The sequence below is a fragment of the Curtobacterium flaccumfaciens pv. betae genome, assembly GCF_026241855.1.
In the GTDB taxonomy this organism is placed as follows: domain Bacteria; phylum Actinomycetota; class Actinomycetes; order Actinomycetales; family Microbacteriaceae; genus Curtobacterium; species Curtobacterium flaccumfaciens.
Genome location: NZ_JAPJDC010000001.1, coordinates 2,877,135 through 2,895,087, shown reverse-complemented (window position 1 = coordinate 2,895,087; position 17,953 = coordinate 2,877,135). Strand labels below are relative to the sequence as shown.

The 17,953-nt window shown below is 70.6% G+C and carries 13 protein-coding genes; 6 read left to right on the top strand and 7 right to left on the bottom strand.

The window, feature by feature from the left end; translation table 11 throughout:
- Positions 1-8: 8 nt before the first annotated feature.
- On the top strand, positions 9-1,349 hold the full coding sequence (locus ORG17_RS13570) for an alpha-amylase family glycosyl hydrolase (RefSeq protein WP_301565309.1): 1,341 nt from the start codon (positions 9-11) through the stop codon (positions 1,347-1,349).
- An 89-nt stretch (positions 1,350-1,438) separates the two neighbouring features.
- On the opposite strand, the gene mmsB is transcribed toward ORG17_RS13570, so the two are convergent.
- The 3 genes from mmsB to chvE form a co-directional block, all read right to left on the bottom strand.
- A complete protein-coding gene (mmsB, locus tag ORG17_RS13565) occupies positions 1,439-2,620 on the bottom strand; it encodes a multiple monosaccharide ABC transporter permease (RefSeq protein WP_027466160.1) in 1,182 nt (393 codons plus the stop codon).
- Positions 2,607-4,160 carry a multiple monosaccharide ABC transporter ATP-binding protein gene (gene mmsA / locus ORG17_RS13560; protein WP_027466161.1) on the bottom strand — a complete coding sequence of 518 codons (1,554 nt, stop codon included), beginning with the start codon at positions 4,158-4,160 and terminating at the stop codon, positions 2,607-2,609. The genes mmsB and mmsA overlap by 14 nt, the downstream gene beginning before the upstream one ends.
- A gap of 102 nt (positions 4,161-4,262) precedes the next feature.
- Complete coding sequence (gene chvE / locus ORG17_RS13555; RefSeq protein WP_027466162.1) at positions 4,263-5,390, bottom strand: multiple monosaccharide ABC transporter substrate-binding protein; 1,128 nt, start codon at positions 5,388-5,390, stop codon at positions 4,263-4,265.
- Positions 5,391-5,570: 180 nt separating this feature from the next.
- Here chvE and ORG17_RS13550 point away from each other — a divergent pair, with 180 nt between their 5' ends.
- Positions 5,571-6,620, top strand: coding sequence for a LacI family DNA-binding transcriptional regulator (locus ORG17_RS13550; RefSeq protein WP_081827356.1), 1,050 nt, complete (start codon positions 5,571-5,573; stop codon positions 6,618-6,620).
- Between the two features lie 165 nt (positions 6,621-6,785).
- On the opposite strand, the gene ORG17_RS13545 is transcribed toward ORG17_RS13550, so the two are convergent.
- The 4 genes from ORG17_RS13545 to ORG17_RS13530 are packed head-to-tail and all read right to left on the bottom strand — an operon-like array spanning position 6,786 to position 12,097.
- The gene (locus tag ORG17_RS13545) at positions 6,786-7,739 is read right to left on the bottom strand and encodes a carbohydrate ABC transporter permease (protein WP_214526804.1); all 954 of its coding nucleotides are present in this window, start codon (positions 7,737-7,739) and stop codon (positions 6,786-6,788) included.
- A gap of 4 nt (positions 7,740-7,743) precedes the next feature.
- Positions 7,744-8,712, bottom strand: a complete 969-nt coding sequence (locus ORG17_RS13540; protein ID WP_071247863.1) for a carbohydrate ABC transporter permease — start codon at positions 8,710-8,712, stop codon at positions 7,744-7,746.
- A 56-nt stretch (positions 8,713-8,768) separates the two neighbouring features.
- Positions 8,769-10,076 (bottom strand): ABC transporter substrate-binding protein, encoded by a 1,308-nt coding sequence (locus tag ORG17_RS13535; RefSeq protein WP_301565308.1) that lies wholly within the window; start codon positions 10,074-10,076, stop codon positions 8,769-8,771.
- 5 nt (positions 10,077-10,081) lie between these two features.
- A complete protein-coding gene (locus ORG17_RS13530; protein WP_214526806.1) occupies positions 10,082-12,097 on the bottom strand; it encodes a glycoside hydrolase family 127 protein in 2,016 nt (671 codons plus the stop codon).
- Positions 12,098-12,262: 165 nt separating this feature from the next.
- Here ORG17_RS13530 and ORG17_RS13525 point away from each other — a divergent pair, with 165 nt between their 5' ends.
- The 4 genes from ORG17_RS13525 to araA all read left to right on the top strand — a co-directional run bounded on the left by ORG17_RS13525 (position 12,263) and on the right by araA (position 17,936).
- A complete protein-coding gene (locus ORG17_RS13525; RefSeq protein WP_214526807.1) occupies positions 12,263-13,261 on the top strand; it encodes a LacI family DNA-binding transcriptional regulator in 999 nt (332 codons plus the stop codon).
- 732 nt (positions 13,262-13,993) lie between these two features.
- On the top strand, positions 13,994-15,697 hold the full coding sequence (locus tag ORG17_RS13520) for a xylulokinase (RefSeq protein WP_214528102.1): 1,704 nt from the start codon (positions 13,994-13,996) through the stop codon (positions 15,695-15,697).
- Positions 15,694-16,404 carry an L-ribulose-5-phosphate 4-epimerase gene (locus tag ORG17_RS13515; RefSeq protein ID WP_214528103.1) on the top strand — a complete coding sequence of 237 codons (711 nt, stop codon included), beginning with the start codon at positions 15,694-15,696 and terminating at the stop codon, positions 16,402-16,404. The genes ORG17_RS13520 and ORG17_RS13515 overlap by 4 nt, the downstream gene beginning before the upstream one ends.
- Entirely contained in the window at positions 16,401-17,936 is a 1,536-nt protein-coding gene (gene araA / locus ORG17_RS13510; RefSeq protein ID WP_214528104.1) for an L-arabinose isomerase, read from the top strand. The genes ORG17_RS13515 and araA overlap by 4 nt, the downstream gene beginning before the upstream one ends.
- Positions 17,937-17,953: the final 17 nt, after the last annotated feature.

Genomic DNA, 17,953 nt, shown 5'->3' with positions numbered 1-17,953 from the left:
TCGGAGCGGTGAACCCCGACACCGTCCCCGCCCGTCCGTCCGAGCCGGCCTGGGTCCAGCACGTGATGTGGTGGCACGTCTACCCGCTCGGCTTCGTCGGCGCCGAGGTCCGTCCGACGGCACCGGTGGGGGAGCGTCCGCTCGAACACCGCCTCGACCGCCTGACCGCGTGGCTCGACCACGTCGTCGACCTCGGCCTGAACGGGCTGTTGCTCGGCCCGGTGTTCGCGAGCTCGACCCACGGGTACGACACGGTCGACCACTTCCGCATCGACCCGCGCCTGGGCGACGACGCCGACTTCGACGCCCTGGTCGCCGCGGCGCACGAGCGGGGCGTGCGGGTGCTGCTGGACGGGGTGTTCAACCACGTCGGCCGTGAGCACCCGGCCTTCCGCGCGTTGTCCGACCACGGCCCGGAGGCGCCGACCGCCGACCTGTTCGCCATCGACTGGTCCGGGTGGCAGCCGGGGGAGTCCGTGCCCGTCGGGCTGTTCGAGGGCCACGACATCCTCGTCGCGCTCGACCACGACAGCCGCGCCACCGAGGACCTCGTGGTGCAGGTCATGACGCATTGGCTGGACCGCGGGGTGGACGGCTGGCGGCTCGACGCGGCGTACGCGGTGCCACCGGCGTTCTGGGCACGGGTGCTGCCACGGGTGCGGGAGCGGTTCCCGGACGCCTGGTTCAGCGGCGAGGTGATCCACGGCGACGCGGCGGCGATCGCGCGCGACTCGACGATGGACTCGCTGACCCAGTACGAGCTGTGGCAGGGGATCTGGCACGGCATCGCGGACCGCAACGGCCACGAGCTCGCGCACGCGATCGAGCGGCACGACGCGCTGCTGGCCACATTCGCCCCGACGACGTTCGTCGGCAACCACGACGTCACCCGGATCGTGAGCGCGGTGGGGGAGCGGTTCGCCGGGCACGCCGCCGCGGTGCTGTTCACGGTGGCGGGGACCCCGGTGGTCTACGCGGGCGACGAGTACGGCTGGACCGGGGTGAAGGAGGAACGCGAGGGCGGTGACGACGCGGTCCGCCCGGAGTTCCCGGCCGAGGTGCCGGAGCCGACGGACCTGACCCACGCGTACGAGGCGCTCATCGCCCTGCGTCGCCGGAACCCGTGGCTGCACCGCGCGCACACCGACGTCGTGCACCTGACCAACACCGCCGTGGTGCTGCGGACCGCGACGGCGGACGCCGCCGTGGTGACCGCCCTGAACCTGTCGGACGATCCCGTCGAGGTGCCCGTGGCCGACGCGACGCAGGTCGAGGCGGGCGGGGCCGATCTCGGGGACGGGACCCTGCGCCTCCCGGCCGGGGGTTGGGCCGTCCTGTTGCGATCGTGAGCAGAAACGGTCGGGTCCCCATCGAGGACCCGACCGTTTCTGCTCACCAAGCGAACGCGCGAACGTGCACGCGCGCACGCGCGAAACCGCTACTTGCGCGCGGACGCCGCCCGGCGCTTGTTGAACACGTCGAACGCGACGGCGGCGAGCAGCACCAGACCCTTGATCAGGGACTGGAACTCGGTGCCGACACCGAGGATCGACATGCCGTTGTTCAGCAGGCCGATGATCAGACCACCGACGATGGCACCCGGCACGGTGCCGATGCCGCCGGTGACGGCCGCGCCACCGATGAAGACGGCGGCGATGGCGTCGAGCTCGAAGCCGTTGCCGGCGCCCGGTGCCGCCAGGTTGAGCTGGCCGGTGAAGACCACGCCCGCCAGGGCCGAGATGACACCCATGTTGACGAAGAGCAGGAACGTGACGCGCTTCGTCTTCACACCCGAAAGCTGCGCGGCCAGGGCGTTGCCACCGATCGCGTAGATGTGGCGGCCGAACACCGCGCTCCGCATGACGACCGAGTAGATCACCACGAGGGCACCGAGCACGACGAGGACGATCGGGGTGCCGTTGTAGCTGGCGAGCAGGAGCGCCACGTAGATCACGAGCACGGCGCCGAACGCCGTCTTCACGATGAACCAGGCGAACGGCTCGCTCTCGAGCTGGTACTTGCGACGCGTGATGCGACCGCGGAACGCGGCGATCACCATGACGGCCGCGGCGGCGAAGCCGAGGATCATCGTGAGCGGCTCGTACCCGGTGGTGCCGAAGGACGGCAGGAAGCCGGAGCCGAGCGAGCGGAAGCCGGCGGGGAACGGCGAGATCTGCTGGTTCTGCAGGACGATCTGCGCCGCGCCGCGGAACGCGAGCATGCCCGCCAGCGTCACGATGAACGCCGGGATCCCGAAGTACGCGATCCAGAAGCCCTGCCAGGCGCCGACGAGTGCACCGACCACCAGGCAGAGCACGACCGCGATCGGCCACGGGATGTTCCACTGCGTGATCATCACGCCGGCCATGGCACCGGTGAAGGCGACCACCGACCCGACCGACAGGTCGATGTGTCCGGCGATGATGACCATGACCATGCCGATGGCCAGGATGAGGATGTAGCTGTTCTGGACGATCAGGTTCGAGACGTTGATCGGGGCCAGCGTGATGCCGTTCGTGGTCACCTGGAAGAAGATGACGATGACGATCAGCGCGATGAACAGGCCGATCTGTCGGAGCTGCCCGGTGAGGTAGCCGACGGCGGACTTAAGCGCGTTCATTGACAGGGGTCTCCCGTTCCTGGGTCATGTACTGCATGAGGACCTCGGGCGTCGCCTCGGCGCGCGGGACGTCGGCCGTGATGGTGCCCTCGGAGAGGGTGTAGATGCGGTCGCAGATGCCGAGCAGTTCGGGGAGCTCGGAGGAGATCACGATGACCGCCTTCCCCTGGTCGGCGAGCTGGTTGATGATCGTGTAGATCTCGTACTTCGCGCCGACGTCGATGCCGCGGGTGGGCTCGTCGAGGATGAGCACGTCGGGGTCGGCGTACATCCACTTCGACAGGACGACCTTCTGCTGGTTCCCGCCGGAGAGCTTCCCCGTCACGACGTCGACGTTCGGCGCCTTGATGTTGAGGCTCTTGAGGAACTGGGTCGCGACCGTGGTCTCCTCCGACGAGTTGACGAAGCCCCAGTTGGCGAGCTTGCCGAGTGCCGACCCGGAGATGTTCCGCTTGATGTCGTCGATCAGGTTCAGGCCGTACCGCTTGCGGTCCTCGGTGACGTAGGCGATGCCGTTGTCGATGGCCTGCGAGACGGTGTGCGTCTTGATCGGGGTGCCGCGCTTGTAGACGGTGCCACTGATGCCGGTGCCGTAGGACTGGCCGAAGACGCTCATCGCGAGTTCCGTGCGGCCGGCGCCCATGAGCCCGGCGATGCCGACGACCTCGCCGGCGCGGACGTTGAGGTTGGCCTGGTGGATGATCTCGCGCGACGAGTCGAGCTGGTGGTGGACGGTCCAGTCCTCGATCCGCAGCAGTTCCTCGCCGATGACGGGGTTCTCGCGCTCGGGGTACCGGTTCGACAGGTCGCGGCCGACCATCCCGCGGATGATCCGGTCCTCGGACACGTCGTCGGCCCGCATGTCGAGCGTCTCGATGGTCTTGCCGTCGCGGATGATCGTGACCTTGTCCGCGATCGCCTTGATCTCGTTGAGCTTGTGGCTGATGATGATCGCCGTCATGCCCTCGGCCTGCAGCGAGCGGATGAGCTCGAGCAGGTGCGCGGAGTCGTCGTCGTTCAGAGCGGCGGTGGGCTCGTCGAGGATGAGGAGCTTCACCTCCTTCGAGAGCGCCTTCGCGATCTCGACGAGCTGCTGCTTGCCGACACCGAGGTCGACGACCTTGGTGACGGGGTTGTCCTTCAGCCCGACGCGCTTGAGCAGCTCGGCGGCCGTCAGGTTCGTCTTGTTCCAGTCGATGAAGCCGCCCTTGGACTGCTCGTTGCCGAGGAAGATGTTCTCGGCGATCGACAGGAAGGGGCTGAGCGCCAGCTCCTGGTGGATGATTACGACGCCCGCAGCCTCGGAGTCGTTGATGTTCGCGAACCGCACGGGTTCGCCGTCGAGCAGGATCTCGCCGTCGAAGGAGCCGGCCGGGTAGACACCCGACAGCACCTTCATGAGCGTGGACTTGCCCGCGCCGTTCTCGCCGCAGATCGCGTGGACCTGGCCGCGCTCGACCTCGATCGAGACGCCCTGCAGGGCCTTGACGCCGGGGAACGTCTTGGTGATGTCCCGCATCTCGAGGATGGTGTCCGCCATGTGGACGCCTTTCCGTCGTGCGCGCGTGGGCGCGCTGGTGGAGACGGACTGGAGGCGCGGTGCGGTCTGGCACCGCGCCTCCGGTCCGTGAGATGGGCCTGACTACTTCAGGTCGGCTTCGGTGTAGTACCCCGAGTCCACGAGGACTTCCTTGTAGTTGTCCTTCGTGACGACCGTCGGCTGGAACAGGAAGGTCGGGACGACCTTGACCTTGTTGTCGTAGCTCTTCGTGTCGTTGACCTCGGGCTTCTTGCCGGTGAGCAGGTCCTCGGCCATGGTGACCGACTGCTTGGCGAGCTTGCGCGTGTCCTTGTAGATCGTCGAGTACTGCTGGCCGGCGATGATCGACTTGACCGAGGCGGCCTCGGCGTCCTGGCCCGTGACGGTCGGGAGCGGACGGTCGCTCGTGCCGTACCCGGCGCCCTGGAGCGCCGAGATGATGCCGATCGAGATGCCGTCGTACGGCGAGAGCACGCCGTCGAGCGTGGTGCCGCCCGAGTAGGACTTGGCGATCAGGTTCTGCATGCGGGCCTTGGCCGTGGCCGGGTCCCACTGCTGCGTCGCGGCCTGGGACAGCTGGTCCTGGCCGGACTGGATCTTCAGCGTGCCGTCCTCGAGGTACGGCTTGAGCGTCTTCATGGCGCCGTTGAAGAAGAACCCGGCGTTGTTGTCGTCGAGCGAACCGGCGAAGACCTCGATGTTGAAGGGGCCCTTCTCGCCGGTCTTCTTGCCGTCAGCGTCGAGCACACCCAGGCCGGTGAGCAGGCTGTTCGCCTGGTCGACGCCGACCTTCTCGTTGTCGAAGGACACGTAGTAGTCGACGTTCTTGTTGCCCGTCAGCAGGCGGTCGTACGAGATCACCTTGATGCCGGCCTTGGCGGCGGCGTCGAGCTGGTCGGAGAGCGCGCCACCGTCGATCGACGCGATGATCAGGACCTTCGCGCCCTTGGTGATCATGTTGCTGACCTGCTGGGCCTGCTGCTGGACCTTGTTGTCGCCGTACTCGAGGTCGACCTTGTAGCCGGCCTTCTCGAGGTCGCTCTTGACGGCGTTGCCGTCCTTGATCCACCGCTCGGAGACCTTGGTGGGCATGGCGACGCCGACGAGGGCGCCCTTGTTGTCGCCGCTGCCGCCACCATCGGTGGACGCACGGCCGCCGGCCGAGCAAGCGGCCAGCGAGATCGCGATGCCGACGGCTGCGACGCCCGCGATGATCCTGCGCTTCATCATCGAAGTACCTCTGTTCCTTCGCGTCGTCCTCGACGCGGTCGGGTGCCGGGGCTGCTGTGCCCCGTGGGATGCGCTCGTGTGAGCGCTCACATCATGTGGGTTCCGTGACGGGGTGTCAACTCAACTCCGCCGTTTCGTGATCTTGCCGCGGCGGCCGGACCGAGCGGTACGGTTGGCCACGTGAGCACCACGACCGCCCCCGAGGGCAGGGGCGGCAAGCGCCGGAAGGCCCCGACGATCTTCGACGTCGCCGAACGCGCCGGCGTGTCCCACCAGACCGTCTCCCGCGTGATCAACGGCGACCCGACCGTCCGAGAGCAGTACCGGACGCAGGTCACCGACGCCGTCACCGAGCTCGGGTACCGGCCCCGCGCCGCCGCCCGGGCGCTCGCCGGTGGGCGGAGCAAGGCGCTCGGCATCATCACCGCCGGCGACGCGCTGTACGGTCCGTCGAGCACCTCGATCGGCTTCGAACGGGCCGCGCGGTCCGCGGGGTACCACGTGCTGCTGTCGACCCTGCCCGAGGAGCCGCGGCCGTCCGACCTGTCCGGGGCGCTCACCACGCTGCTCGCGCAGGACGTCGCCGCGATCGTGCTGGTCGCCGCCGACAACCGGGTGCTCGACGCCCTCGCGTCGCTCACCGTGCCGGTCACCGTGCCCGTCGTGGTGTCGAACGCCGTGCAGCGCGACGCCGTCCGGACCCCGGTCGCACCGAGCGTCGCCGCCGTCGCCATCGACCAGGCGGCCGGCACCTCGCTCGTCATGCAGCACCTGTTCGACCGCGGACACCGGCGGATCGTGCACATCGCCGGACCGCACGTGTCGCAGGAGTCCGAGGTGCGCCGTGCCACCTACGTGCGGATCATGCAGGACGCCGGGCTCGAACCGGTCGTGCTCGAGGGCGACTGGACCCCGGCGAGCGGCTTCGCGGCCGCCCGGCACATCGACGTGGGGACCGTCGACGCCGTCTTCGCGGGCAACGACCAGATGGCCCTCGGGGTGCTGCACGCCTTCGCCGACGAGGGGCTGCGGGTGCCGGACGACATCGCGGTGGTGGGGTTCGACGACGTCCCCGAGGCCGCGCACTTCACGCCGCCGCTGACCACCGTGCGGCAGGACTTCCGGGCGATGGGGGAGCGGGTGCTCGACACCGTGCGGGCCCTGGTCGAGGGGGAGCCCCGCGACGAGACACTGCTCGCGCCCGAGCTGGTGGTGCGGCGCAGCACGTAGCGCCCCCTCGCACCGTGCGAGGTCCGGTGCCGCGCGGTCGGCGTGGTGCGAGGTTCCGTACTCGGTGCGAGCCCCTGCGCCCCGCACGGAGTACGCAACCTCGCACCACACCGGCGGCGCCCCTCGCACGGTGCGAGGGGCGCCGCCGGCGAGCTGACCCGACCGTCAGCCCTTCAACGCCCCGGACGACAGCCCGGCGACGTAGAACCGTTGCAACCCGACGTACAGCGCGATGCACGGGATCATCGCCACCACCGACCCGGCGACGAGGTTGCCGTACGACACCTGCCCGTACGCACCGGTCTGCAGGTTGAGCAGCGCGACCGGCAGCGTGTACAGCGAGTCCTTCGTCAGGAACGTCAGGGCTCCGAGGAACTCCGTCCACGACGCCAGGAACGCGTAGAGCGCCGCGGTCGCCGCCCCCGGCAGGAGCAGCGGGCGGAGCACCGACACGACGACCCGGAAGCGCGAGGCTCCGTCGACGAAGGCCGAGTCCTCGAGCTCGGTGGGAATCGACTCGAACGCGTTCCGCATCACGAACACCCCGAACGGCAGGTTCACCGTCGTGTAGAACAGCACGAGCCCGAGCAGCGAGTTCGTCAGCCCCATGGCGTTCATCTCGAGGTACAGCGGCGTGAGGATGGCCTGGAACGGCACCATCATCGTCAGCAGCACCAGGCCGAACACGAGCCCGGCGCCCCGGAACCGGAAGCGGGCGAACCCGTAGCCGGCCATCGTCGCGATCACCGCGGTCAGCACCGCCGTGGCGATCGACACGATGAGCGAGTTCACGACGCCGGTGAGCAGGTGCGAGGACGAGGCGAAGACGGCGGCGAAGTTCTGCCACCCGAGTTGGAAGAACGTCGCCGGGTCCGGGGCCTGCGTGATGACGGCCTCGGACTGGAACGCCCGCAGGATCGACCAGATGAGCGGGACGCCGAACACGAGGGCGGAACCGATGCCGGCGATCGCGTACAGGGTGCGCTTCACGGTGGTGTCGCGGGGGTGCTGGACGCTGCCCTGCTGGTGGCGCCGACGTGGGCCGTCACCCGTGGTGGTCAGGGCCCTGGTGGACAGGTCCGGTGCCGCGAGGGCCGCACGGGAGGTCGTGGTGCTCATGGCGTCAGTCCTTCTCTCGCAGTGCCCAGAACTGGAACACCGTCACGGCGGCGATCACCACGACGAGGGCGATCGACTGGGCGGTCGCGGCCCCGAGCTGCAGGTTCACGAACCCGCGGTTGTAGATCGCGTTCACGATCGTGGTGGTCTCGGTGCCCGGCCCGCCCTGGGTCAGGATGTAGAACTGGTTGAAGGCGAGCAGCGAGCCGATCACCGAGATGATGACGCTCAGCGCGACGGTCGAGCGGATCATCGGGAACGTGATGAGGCGTTCGGTCTGCCACCAGGAGGCCCCCTCGAGCTGCGCCGACTCGTAGACCTCGTCGGGGACGCCCTGCATCGCCGACATGAGCAGCACCATGGTCAGCCCGGACACCGCCCAGACCACGAGCACGCAGATGAGCAGTGTCGCCAGCGGACCGTTCACGAGCCACGCGGTGCTGCCGTCGGTGATCCCGAGCCAGCGGAGCACCATGTTGACGGCCCCGGAGTTCGGCTGCGCCTCGAGCACGAGCATGAACGAGAGCGTCGTCAGCCCGACCACGTACGGCAGGAAGAACACCGTCCGCAGGATCGTGCTGCCACGGCGGCGTGCGCGGACGAGCACGGCGAGGAAGTACCCGAGCGCCAGGATCGGCAGGGTCACGATCGCCGTGTACAGCAGCGTGTAGCCGATGGCGTGCACGAACGTCGGGTCCTGGAACAGTGTCAGGTAGTTCTGCAGCCCGATGAACCGGTACGGGCCGATCAGGGGCCAGTTCGTGAACGAGATGTAGAGCGCGAACACGAGCGGGACGAGCACGAAGACGGCGACGAACAGGATCGCCGGGGCGACGAGGACGGCGCCGGTGCGCGGCGGGTGGGTGAGCGAGTTGCGGGTCCGGACGGAGCCGCCGCGCCCCGGGCCGCGGCCCACGGTGGGACGGCCCGGGCCGGTCCGGCCGGCGGGGCGCCGGGTGGAGATGGTCGACATGCGTGCACCTCTCTGTGCATCAACAAGAGCGAGACGAGCGGAGAAGACAGGCAGGCTCAGGCCTGCACCTGGTCGAGGATCCGCTGGTAGTCGGACTGCGCCGTCCGCATGGCGGCAGCGCTCCCCGACCCGAACACGGCCTCGCGGAACATCGCGAAGTACGGCGACGACGGCTGGTTGTTGAGCAGGTTGTACGCCAGCGTCTGCGGTGCGTAGCCCTTGTCGATGGCGTCGAGTGGCCCGTACGCCAGCGAGAACCGCTTGCGGTACTCCGGGGTGGCGGCGTCCGACCGCGTCGGGAAGTACCCGCCGTCCGGCAGTGCCTGCTGCTGCTGGAGGCCGTTCGCGTACTGCATGAACGCCCACCCGCCGGACGGGTTCGCCGCCCCGTTCGGGATGCACATGTTGTCGCCGCCGTCGAAGAACGACCGCTGGCCGTCCCACGACGGGATGAGCACCGTCTGCATCTTCGCCCGCATCGCCTTGGTGGCCGCGGGCACGGTCGCCCCGTACGAGGTCGGGAAGATCCCCACCTTGCCGGCCCGGAAGTCGGCACCCCACGTGGTGCCGGCGTCGGAGTACGTCGCCTTCGACAGCACGCCGTCCTTCCACAGCTGCCGGTAGAACTCGAGCATGCGTTCGAGGGCCTCGTTGCCGGTGATGTTCGCCCGCTGGGATCCCACCTCGCCGGTCATCATGTCGACCCCGGTCGCCCAGACGTGCGGCTGCGTGACGAAGCCGATGATGCCGGCGGCGTTGCCGGAGATCGACCAGCCGTACACGTCGTCGTCGAGTTTCCGGATGGCCTTCGCCGCGTCGAGCAGCGTGGACAGGTCCTTCGTCGACTCCTCGACGTCGAGGCCCGCACGCTCGAACAGCTCGGTGTTCACGAACAGCTGCGAGTTGTCGGCCAGGTAGGGCAGGCCGTAGTACCGGTCGCGGTACTCGAGCAGGCGCAGGTGCCCCGGGGAGATCGCGTCGAAGTAGTCCAGGCTCTTGACCACGTCGGTCAGGTCGGCGAACGCCTCGCGGAAGATGAACAGCTGCGAGTTGATGTCGTCGATGTCCACGACGTCCGGCGGCTCACCCCCGCGGATCGCGGTCGCGAGCTTGGTCACGTACTGCGCGTCCGGCACGGGCGTCAGCTGGACCTGCAGCGCCGGGTTCGCCTTGTTGAACCCGGCGACGGCCGACGTCAGGCCGGCCTGGGTCGCCGACCGGCACCACACCTGCACGGTGCCGGTCGCGTTCTTCCCGAAGCTCGCGGGCTTCGCGACGACCTTCGGCAGGGTGCCGGAGCACCCGGCCAGGGCGAGGGCGGCCCCGCCGGCGACGCCGCCGACGAGGAACGCTCGGCGGTCCACGCCGGTCACCGCGCCAGCGGGAGCCAGACGCGCATCGGCGCGGCTCCCCGGTTGGCCCACGCGTAGTACGGGACGGCGGTCGCGGTGACGTCGCGGCCGTTGTGACCAGCCTGGAGGCCCGTGGTGGCGCCCTGCGGACCGGCCACGTCGTCGACGTCGGTCACGTCTCCGGCGTGATCCGATCCTCCAGACCGGGTCGCGTCCAGACGCTGGTACGGCCAGGCCGGCTGCACGTGCTCGGCCGGGGCGTGCCCCGGGATCCGCAGCGTGACGACGCCGTCGAGCAGGTCGTCGCGGCGCTCCTCGGTGATCGGCGCGTCCGCGTCGACCGTCAGGTCGTCGACCGTGAAGCCCTGCTGGTCCGCCTGCTCGACCGCGTACACGAGCGGGCCGCGCTCGATCGCGACCTGCCCGCGGGCGGCGTCGATGCGGGTGTCGGCGACGTAGCGGTGCGGCGTCGTGTCGAAGACGAGCTCGACCGTGTCGCCCGCCGACCACTCGCGGTCGACGACGTGCAGCGTGCCCGCTGTCGGACTCGCGGACCCGCCCGGACCCGTGACGGTCGTGGTGTCCGACCATGCCGGGATCCGCAGGCCCAGGGCGAGCGGGCCGTCCTCGGTGACCGTGACACGGACGCGGCCGTCGTGCGGGTAGTCGGTCTCGACCCGCACCGGACCGACGTCGGCGGTGGCGTACTGGTGGACCTGCAGCCCGCCGTCGGTCGCCGTGGCCAGGTAGCCGTCGAGGCTCGCGAAGGTGCGCATGATGTTCGGCGGGCAGCAGGCGCAGTCGAACCATCCGCGTCGCCCGTGGGCGGGGGAGCGGTTCTCGTCCTGGTGGGCGTGGTCGCGCTGCTGCAGCGGGTTCACGTAGAAGTACTCCGTGCCGGCCAGGCTCACCCCGGCGAGGAACGCGTTGTAGAGCAGACGCTCGATCGCGTCGGCGTAGACCGGCTTGCCGGTCGCGAGCAGCAGCCGCCAGGCCCACTGCACGCCGCCGATGGCCGCGCACGTCTCGGCGTAGCCGCGGTCGGTCGGCAGCTCGTACGGGTCACCGAACGCCTCCCAGTCCCAGCGTGCCCCGAGGCCGCCGGTGATGAAGGCCTTCGTCGCCATCATGTCGGCGAACTGGGTCTCGCTCGCGGCGAGGAGCTCGGTGTCCCCGGTCTCGATCGCGACGTCCACGGCACCCGCCGCCAGGTACACGGCGCGGACGGCGTGCCCCTCGACGGTCGTGGCCCGCCGGCTCGGCACCCGGTCGGAGAAGTACGTCGGCTCGCCGCCGGCGCGCTCGATGATGCCGTGCCCGCGGGCGTCGACGAACCAGTGCGCCAGGTCGAGGTAGTCACGGTTGCCGGTCTCGCGGTACAGCTCGACCAGGCCCATCTCGACGACGGGGTGGCCGTCGACGTCGCGGGTCTTCGGTGTGCCGTCGGGTGCGGTGCCGTCGCCGAACGTGCGGACCAGGTGGTCGGCGTTCTTGATCGCGACGTCGAGCAGACCGGTGTCGCCCGTCGCACGGTGCTGCGCCACGGCCGCCTGGTACAGGTGCCCGGCGCAGTACATCTCGTGGCTCCACTTGAGGTCCGTGTACCGCTCACCCTTCCCGCGCACCTGCTGCACGGAGTCCAGGTACCCGTCGTCGGCCTGTGCCCGGGCGTACAGGGCGGTGACCTCGCGCTGCAGGTCGAGCAGGTCCTCGGCGGGGGCGCGGCCGTACTCCCAGGCCACGGCCTCGAGCCACTTCGTCACGTCGGAGTCCATGAAGATCGGGCCGACGGCCTCGCCCTCCTCGAGCCCGGCGGCGATGCGGAGGTTGCGGAAGTTGCCGGCCGTCTCCAGCTGCTGGTATCCGCTGCGGACGGCGTCGCGGCCGTTGCGCTCCTGGCGGAGCGCCCAGAAGCCGCCGGTGATCCGGGCGTCGCCGGTCGGCAGCGGCCGGAGCGTGAGGTGCGCGTCGGCGGTCGGGAGGACCGGGGTCGCGGTGTGCGCGCCGCGATCGGTCGCGAGCGTGGTGGTCATGTCGCCTCCTTGCGATGTGACTCGGTGCCGTTCGGATGGGGCTGGCCATCCGGAAAACGGTTTCTGCGGTGGACGTTACGACACGGGGTGCACGCCGCGCAAGGGCATCCCGACGGTTTTGTGTAAGGTCATCGGCACGTCCTGAACGTCGGAAAGGTGGTTGCCGTGGCGCTCGAACGCACCGGTCAGCCGATCCGGATCACCGACGTGGCGGCGCTCGCCGGGGTGTCGATCGGCACCGCGTCGAAGGCGCTGAACGGCACCGGGCAGCTGCGGGACGCCACCCGGTTGCGGGTGAAGGAAGCCGCCGAGAAGCTCGGGTTCGTCGGCGATGCCCGGGCCCGTGCGCTGTCGTCGGGACGGACCTACACCGTCGGCATGATCACCACCGACTCGTTCGGCCGGTTCTCGATCCCGGTGCTGCTCGGCGCCGAGGACGCCCTGTCCGCCGGGCGGATGGCCGTCCTGCTGTGCGACACCCGCGACGACCACGTGCGCGAGGCCCACTACCTGCGCTCCCTGGCGGCTCGCGGCGTCGACGGCATCATCGTGACCGGCCGTTCCGCCGACGCCCGTCCCCCGATCGACGTGTCCATCCCCGTCGTCTACGCCTTCACGCCCTCGACCGATGACTCCGACGTGTCGATCACCCTCGACGACGCCGCCGGGTCGGCGCTCGTCGCCTCGCACGTGCGCTCGCTCGGGCGGCAGCGGGTCGCGATCGTGACAGGGCCGGCACGACACCGGTCCGCGGCACGACGGGTTGCCGGTGCCTCGTCGGTCCTCGGGTCGCACCTGGTCACCGACCCGCTGTACGGCGAGTGGTCGGAGCGCTGGGGGCGGCAGGCGGTGGACGTGCTCGCGCGGGAGTCGCCCGACGTCGACGCGATCGTCTGCGGCAGCGACCAGATCGCCCGGGGCGTGTGCGACCGGCTGCGGGAGCTCGGGCGCTCGGTGCCCGGAGACGTCGCGGTCACCGGGTTCGACGACTGGGACGTGATGGCGCTCGCCTCGAGGCCGCCGCTGACCACCGTGGACCTGCGGCTCGAGGAGCTCGGACGCGTCGCGGGGCAGGCGCTCCTCGCCCTGATCGACGGCGGGACGGCGTCGTCCGCGGCCGTGACCCCGTCGCTCGTCATCCGCGAGAGCACCGTCGGCGCCTAGGGCGGTCGCGACACCCCGGCGGCCGTGGTCGAGCGGTCACGACTCGTCGCTCGGCGCACCTCCAACCGACAATTCGTGACCGCGCGGTGGGGAAACCTCGTCCGCCGTGGTCGGGCGGTCACGACACCCCGTCCGCCGTGGCCGAACGGTCACGACTCGTCGCTCGGTGCACCTCCAGCCGACAGTTCGTGACCGCGCGGTGGGGAGGCGGCGGGGTGTCGTGACCGTCCCGGGCGCCGCGGTTCGGGGTGTCGTGGGGTCGGCGGGCCGGTGGTCGGGGACTCGCGCGGGTGGAGGGTGGCCGGTGGTCGACGACTTGCGCGGGTGCGGGGTGGCCGGTGGTCGGGACTTGCGCGGGTGTGGGGCTGCCGTGGTCGCACGTCGTCGGCGCCCCTCGTTCGTCGCGCGGTCACGACCCGTCGTGCGTGGGACGTCGAGTGGTCAGGAACGGTCGTCTGCCGATGCGCTGGACGACGGTTCGTGACCGGTGGGGGGAACTGAGCGGGGTGTTGCGACCGGTGGGGCAGGCGGGCGGGCGGGAGGGCGGGCGAGCGGGACGAGCGGGACGAGCGGGACGGGACGAGCGGGACGGGACGAGCGGGACGGGACGAGCGGGACGACCCGATGAGCGGGACGAGCAGTGCGGGCGGCGCGCCGCGGCGTTGCATGAGTGAGCGCTCACGTGCCAGGATGTGAGCGCTCACTGGGGACGACGAGGTTCTGGAGGAACGCATGGGTGACGACCGCCGACAGCGGATCGTGGACGGCCGCACCACACTGGGGATCGAGCTCGGCTCCACCCGCATCAAGGCCTGCCTGGTGGACGAGGACCTCGTGCCCATCGCCGCCGGTTCCCACGAGTGGGAGAACGAGTACGTCGACGGCCGCTGGACCTACTCGCTGGAGGCCGTCGAGACCGGACTCCGGGCCGCGTACGCCGCCCTGGTGGCCGACGTCGAGACGCAGTACGACGTCACCCCCGCCACGTACCGCGCCGTGGGCGTGAGCGCGATGATGCACGGCTACCTGGCGTTCGACGCCGCGGGCGAGCTGCTCGTGCCGTTCCGCACCTGGCGCAACACCTCGACCGGCCCCGCGGCCGAACGGCTCAGCGAGGCCCTCGGGTTCAACATCCCGCTGCGGTGGTCGATCGCCCACCTGTACCAGGCGGTCCTCGACGACGAGCCGCACGTGGCCGAGATCGCCGGTGTCACGACCCTGGCGGGCTACGTGCACCGACGCCTGACCGGGCGGAACGTCCTGGGCGTCGGCGACGCGAGCGGCATGTTCCCGATCGAGGGCGGCCCTGTCGACAGCGGCCCCGGCGACCCGGGCGCGAAGGACTTCGACCACGCCATGCTCGCCACCGCGCAGGACCTGATCGGCGTGCCGGACCTGCGGTCCCTGCTGCCCGAGGTCCTCGTCGCCGGCGCGGAAGCCGGTGAGCTGACCCCCGAGGGCGCGACCTGGCTCGACCCGAGCGGCACGCTCGAACCCGGCGCACCGCTCTGCCCGCCCGAGGGCGACGCCGGAACCGGCATGGTCGCGACGAACGCCGTCGCCCCGCGCACCGGCAACGTCAGCGTCGGCACGAGCATCTTCGCGATGGTCGTGCTCGAGCAGCCGCTGACCACCGCGCACGAGGAACTCGACGTCGTCACCACCCCGGCCGGCGATGCCGTGGCGATGGTGCACTGCAACAACGGCGCGAGCGAGATCGCGAGCTGGGCCCGGGTGTTCGGACGCTTCGCCGAGGCCTCGAGCGAGCGTACCGGCGCGACGCCGATCGGCATCGACGACGTCTACGCCACGCTGCTCGCCGAGGCCGTCGCGGACGCCACCGATCCCGACGCCGGCGGCCTGCTCTCCTTCAACTACCTGGCCGGCGAACCCGTCACCCGCGTCGAGGACGGCCGGCCCCTGCTGCTCCGCACCCCCGGCGCACGCTTCACGCTCGGCAACCTGGTGCGCTCCGAGGTGCACGGCGCGTTCGCGACCCTGGCCATCGGCATGGACGTCCTGCACGGCGAACAGGTGCAGGTCGACCGGATGACCGCGCACGGCGGGCTCTTCCGCACGCCCGGCAGCCCGCAGCGGCTCCTCGCGGCGGCGTTGCGCGTGCCGATCGCGCTCGAGGAGACCGCGGGCGAAGGCGGTGCGTGGGGGATCGCCGTCCTGGCCGCCTACCTCGAGCACACCGACCAGCAGCTCGCCGACTACCTGTCCGACACCGTGTTCGGCGGGGACGCCGTGCACGTGGCCGAACCCGAGCCGGCGGACGTCGCCGGGTTCCAGACGTACCTGGAGCGCTACCGGGCCGCACTGCCCGTGCAGGACGTCGCCGCGGCGGCGACCCGCCCCAGCGCGACCACAGGACCGACCGAGCAGACCGACGGCGCCGACCCGCGCCTCCAGACAGAGGAAGTGACCCGATGACGGACGCGATCGACGAGACCACACGCCAGGCGGTGGCGACGACGCGGGAGCGCGTCGCGCGCCTGCACGGCGAACTCGTCCGCTACGGCCTCGTGATCTGGACCGGCGGCAACGTCTCCGAGCGCGTGCCCGGCACGGACCTGTTCGTCATCAAGCCGAGCGGGGTGTCGAGCGACGACCTGACGCCCGGGAACCAGGTCGTCTGCACCCTCGACGGCGTGCCGGCCGAGGGCTGGGGCAACGAGCACGGCCCGTCCAGCGACACCGCCGCGCACGCCTACGTGTACCGGAACATGCCCGAGGTCGGCGGTGTCGTGCACACCCACTCGACGTACGCGACCGCCTGGGCCGCCCGCGCCGAGGCGATCCCGTGCGTGATCACGGCGATGGCGGACGAGTTCGGCGGACCCATCCCGGTCGGCCCGTTCGCGATCATCGGCGACGACTCGATCGGTCACGGGATCGTCGACACCCTGAGCGGCCACCGCAGCCGCGCGGTCCTGATGCAGAACCACGGCGTCTTCACGATCGGCAAGGACGCGAAGGACGCCGTCAAGGCGGCCGTGATGTGCGAGGACGTGGCACGGACCGTCCACATCTCGCGGCAGCTCGGCGACGCCGTGCCGATCCCCGATGCCGACATCGATCGACTCTTCGATCGCTACCAGAACGTCTACGGACAGAACCCCGAAGGAGCCATGCGATGACGCAGGACACCACCGTCGACCCCCAGGCCACGCTGGACAGCTACGAGGTCTGGTTCCTGACCGGCTCCCAGGGGCTCTACGGCGAGGAGACCCTGCGCCAGGTCGAGGAGCAGAGCAGGGCCGTCCACGCGGAACTCGCCGGGCACCTGCCGGTGAAGCTGGTCTGGAAGCCCGTGCTCAAGGACGCCGACGGCATCCGCCGGGCGCTCATCGAGGCGAGCGCCGACGACAAGGTCATCGGGGTCACCACGTGGATGCACACGTTCAGCCCGGCCAAGATGTGGATCGGCGGCCTGCAGGCGCTGACCAAGCCGCTGCTGCACCTGCACACGCAGGCGAACGTCACGCTGCCCTGGGCGGACATCGACTTCGACTTCATGAACCTCAACCAGGCTGCGCACGGCGACCGTGAGTTCGGCTACGCACTGGCCCGCCTCGGCGTCCGGCACGCCACGGCCGTCGGCCACGTCTCGGACCCCCGCGTCCAGCAGCGCGTCGCGAACTGGACCCGTGCCGCCGCCGGCGCCGCGGCCGTCCGTGAGCTGAAGCTGACCCGCTTCGGCGACAACATGCGCTACGTCGCCGTGACCGAGGGCGACAAGACCGAGGCCGAGATCGAGCTCGGCGTGCAGGTCAACGCGTGGGCCGTCAACGAGCTCGCGGCAGCGGTGGAGGCCGCAGCAGCGGACACGGCAGCGGTCGACGCACTCGTGGCGACGTACGAGCGCGACTACGACGTGGACCCGTCACTCCGCAGCGCCGGCGGTGAACGGCACGCCGCGCTCCGCGACGGCGCCGCCATCGAGATCGGCCTCCGCACCCTGCTCGCGCAGAACGGCAGCGCCGCGTTCACCACGAACTTCGAGGACCTCGGCTCGCTCAAGCAGCTGCCGGGCCTGGCCGTGCAGCGCCTGATGGCCGACGGCTACGGCTTCGGTGCCGAGGGCGACTGGAAGACGGCGGTCCTGGTCCGCGCGATGAACGTCGCCGGTGCCGGCCTGCCCGGTGGTGCCTCCCTGATGGAGGACTACACCTACGACCTCACCCCGGGCGCCGAGAAGATCCTCGGGGCGCACATGCTCGAGGTCTCGCCGACGCTCACCACCACGAAGCCGACGCTCGAGATCCACCCCCTCGGCATCGGCGGCAAGGACGACCCGGTCCGCCTGGTCTTCACCGCCGACTCCGGCGAGGCCGTCGTCGTCGCGCTGTCCGACACCCGCGACGGCTTCCGCCTCACCGCCAACGTCGTCGACGTCGTGCCCCCGACCGAGGCCCTGCCGAAGCTGCCCGTGGGCCGCGCGGTCTGGGAGCCCCGGCCGTCGTTCCCCGTCGCCGCCGAGGCCTGGCTCACCGCCGGCGCCGCCCACCACACCGTGATGACGACGGCCGTCGGCCTGCAGGTCGTCGAGGACTTCGCGACCATGGTCGGCACCGAGTTCCTGGTCATCGACGAGCACACCACCGCACGCGGGTTCCGCGACGAGCTGCGTCTCCAGCAGACGTGGCACCGTCTCGACCGCGGCTTCTAGAGGAGTCAGGACCCACG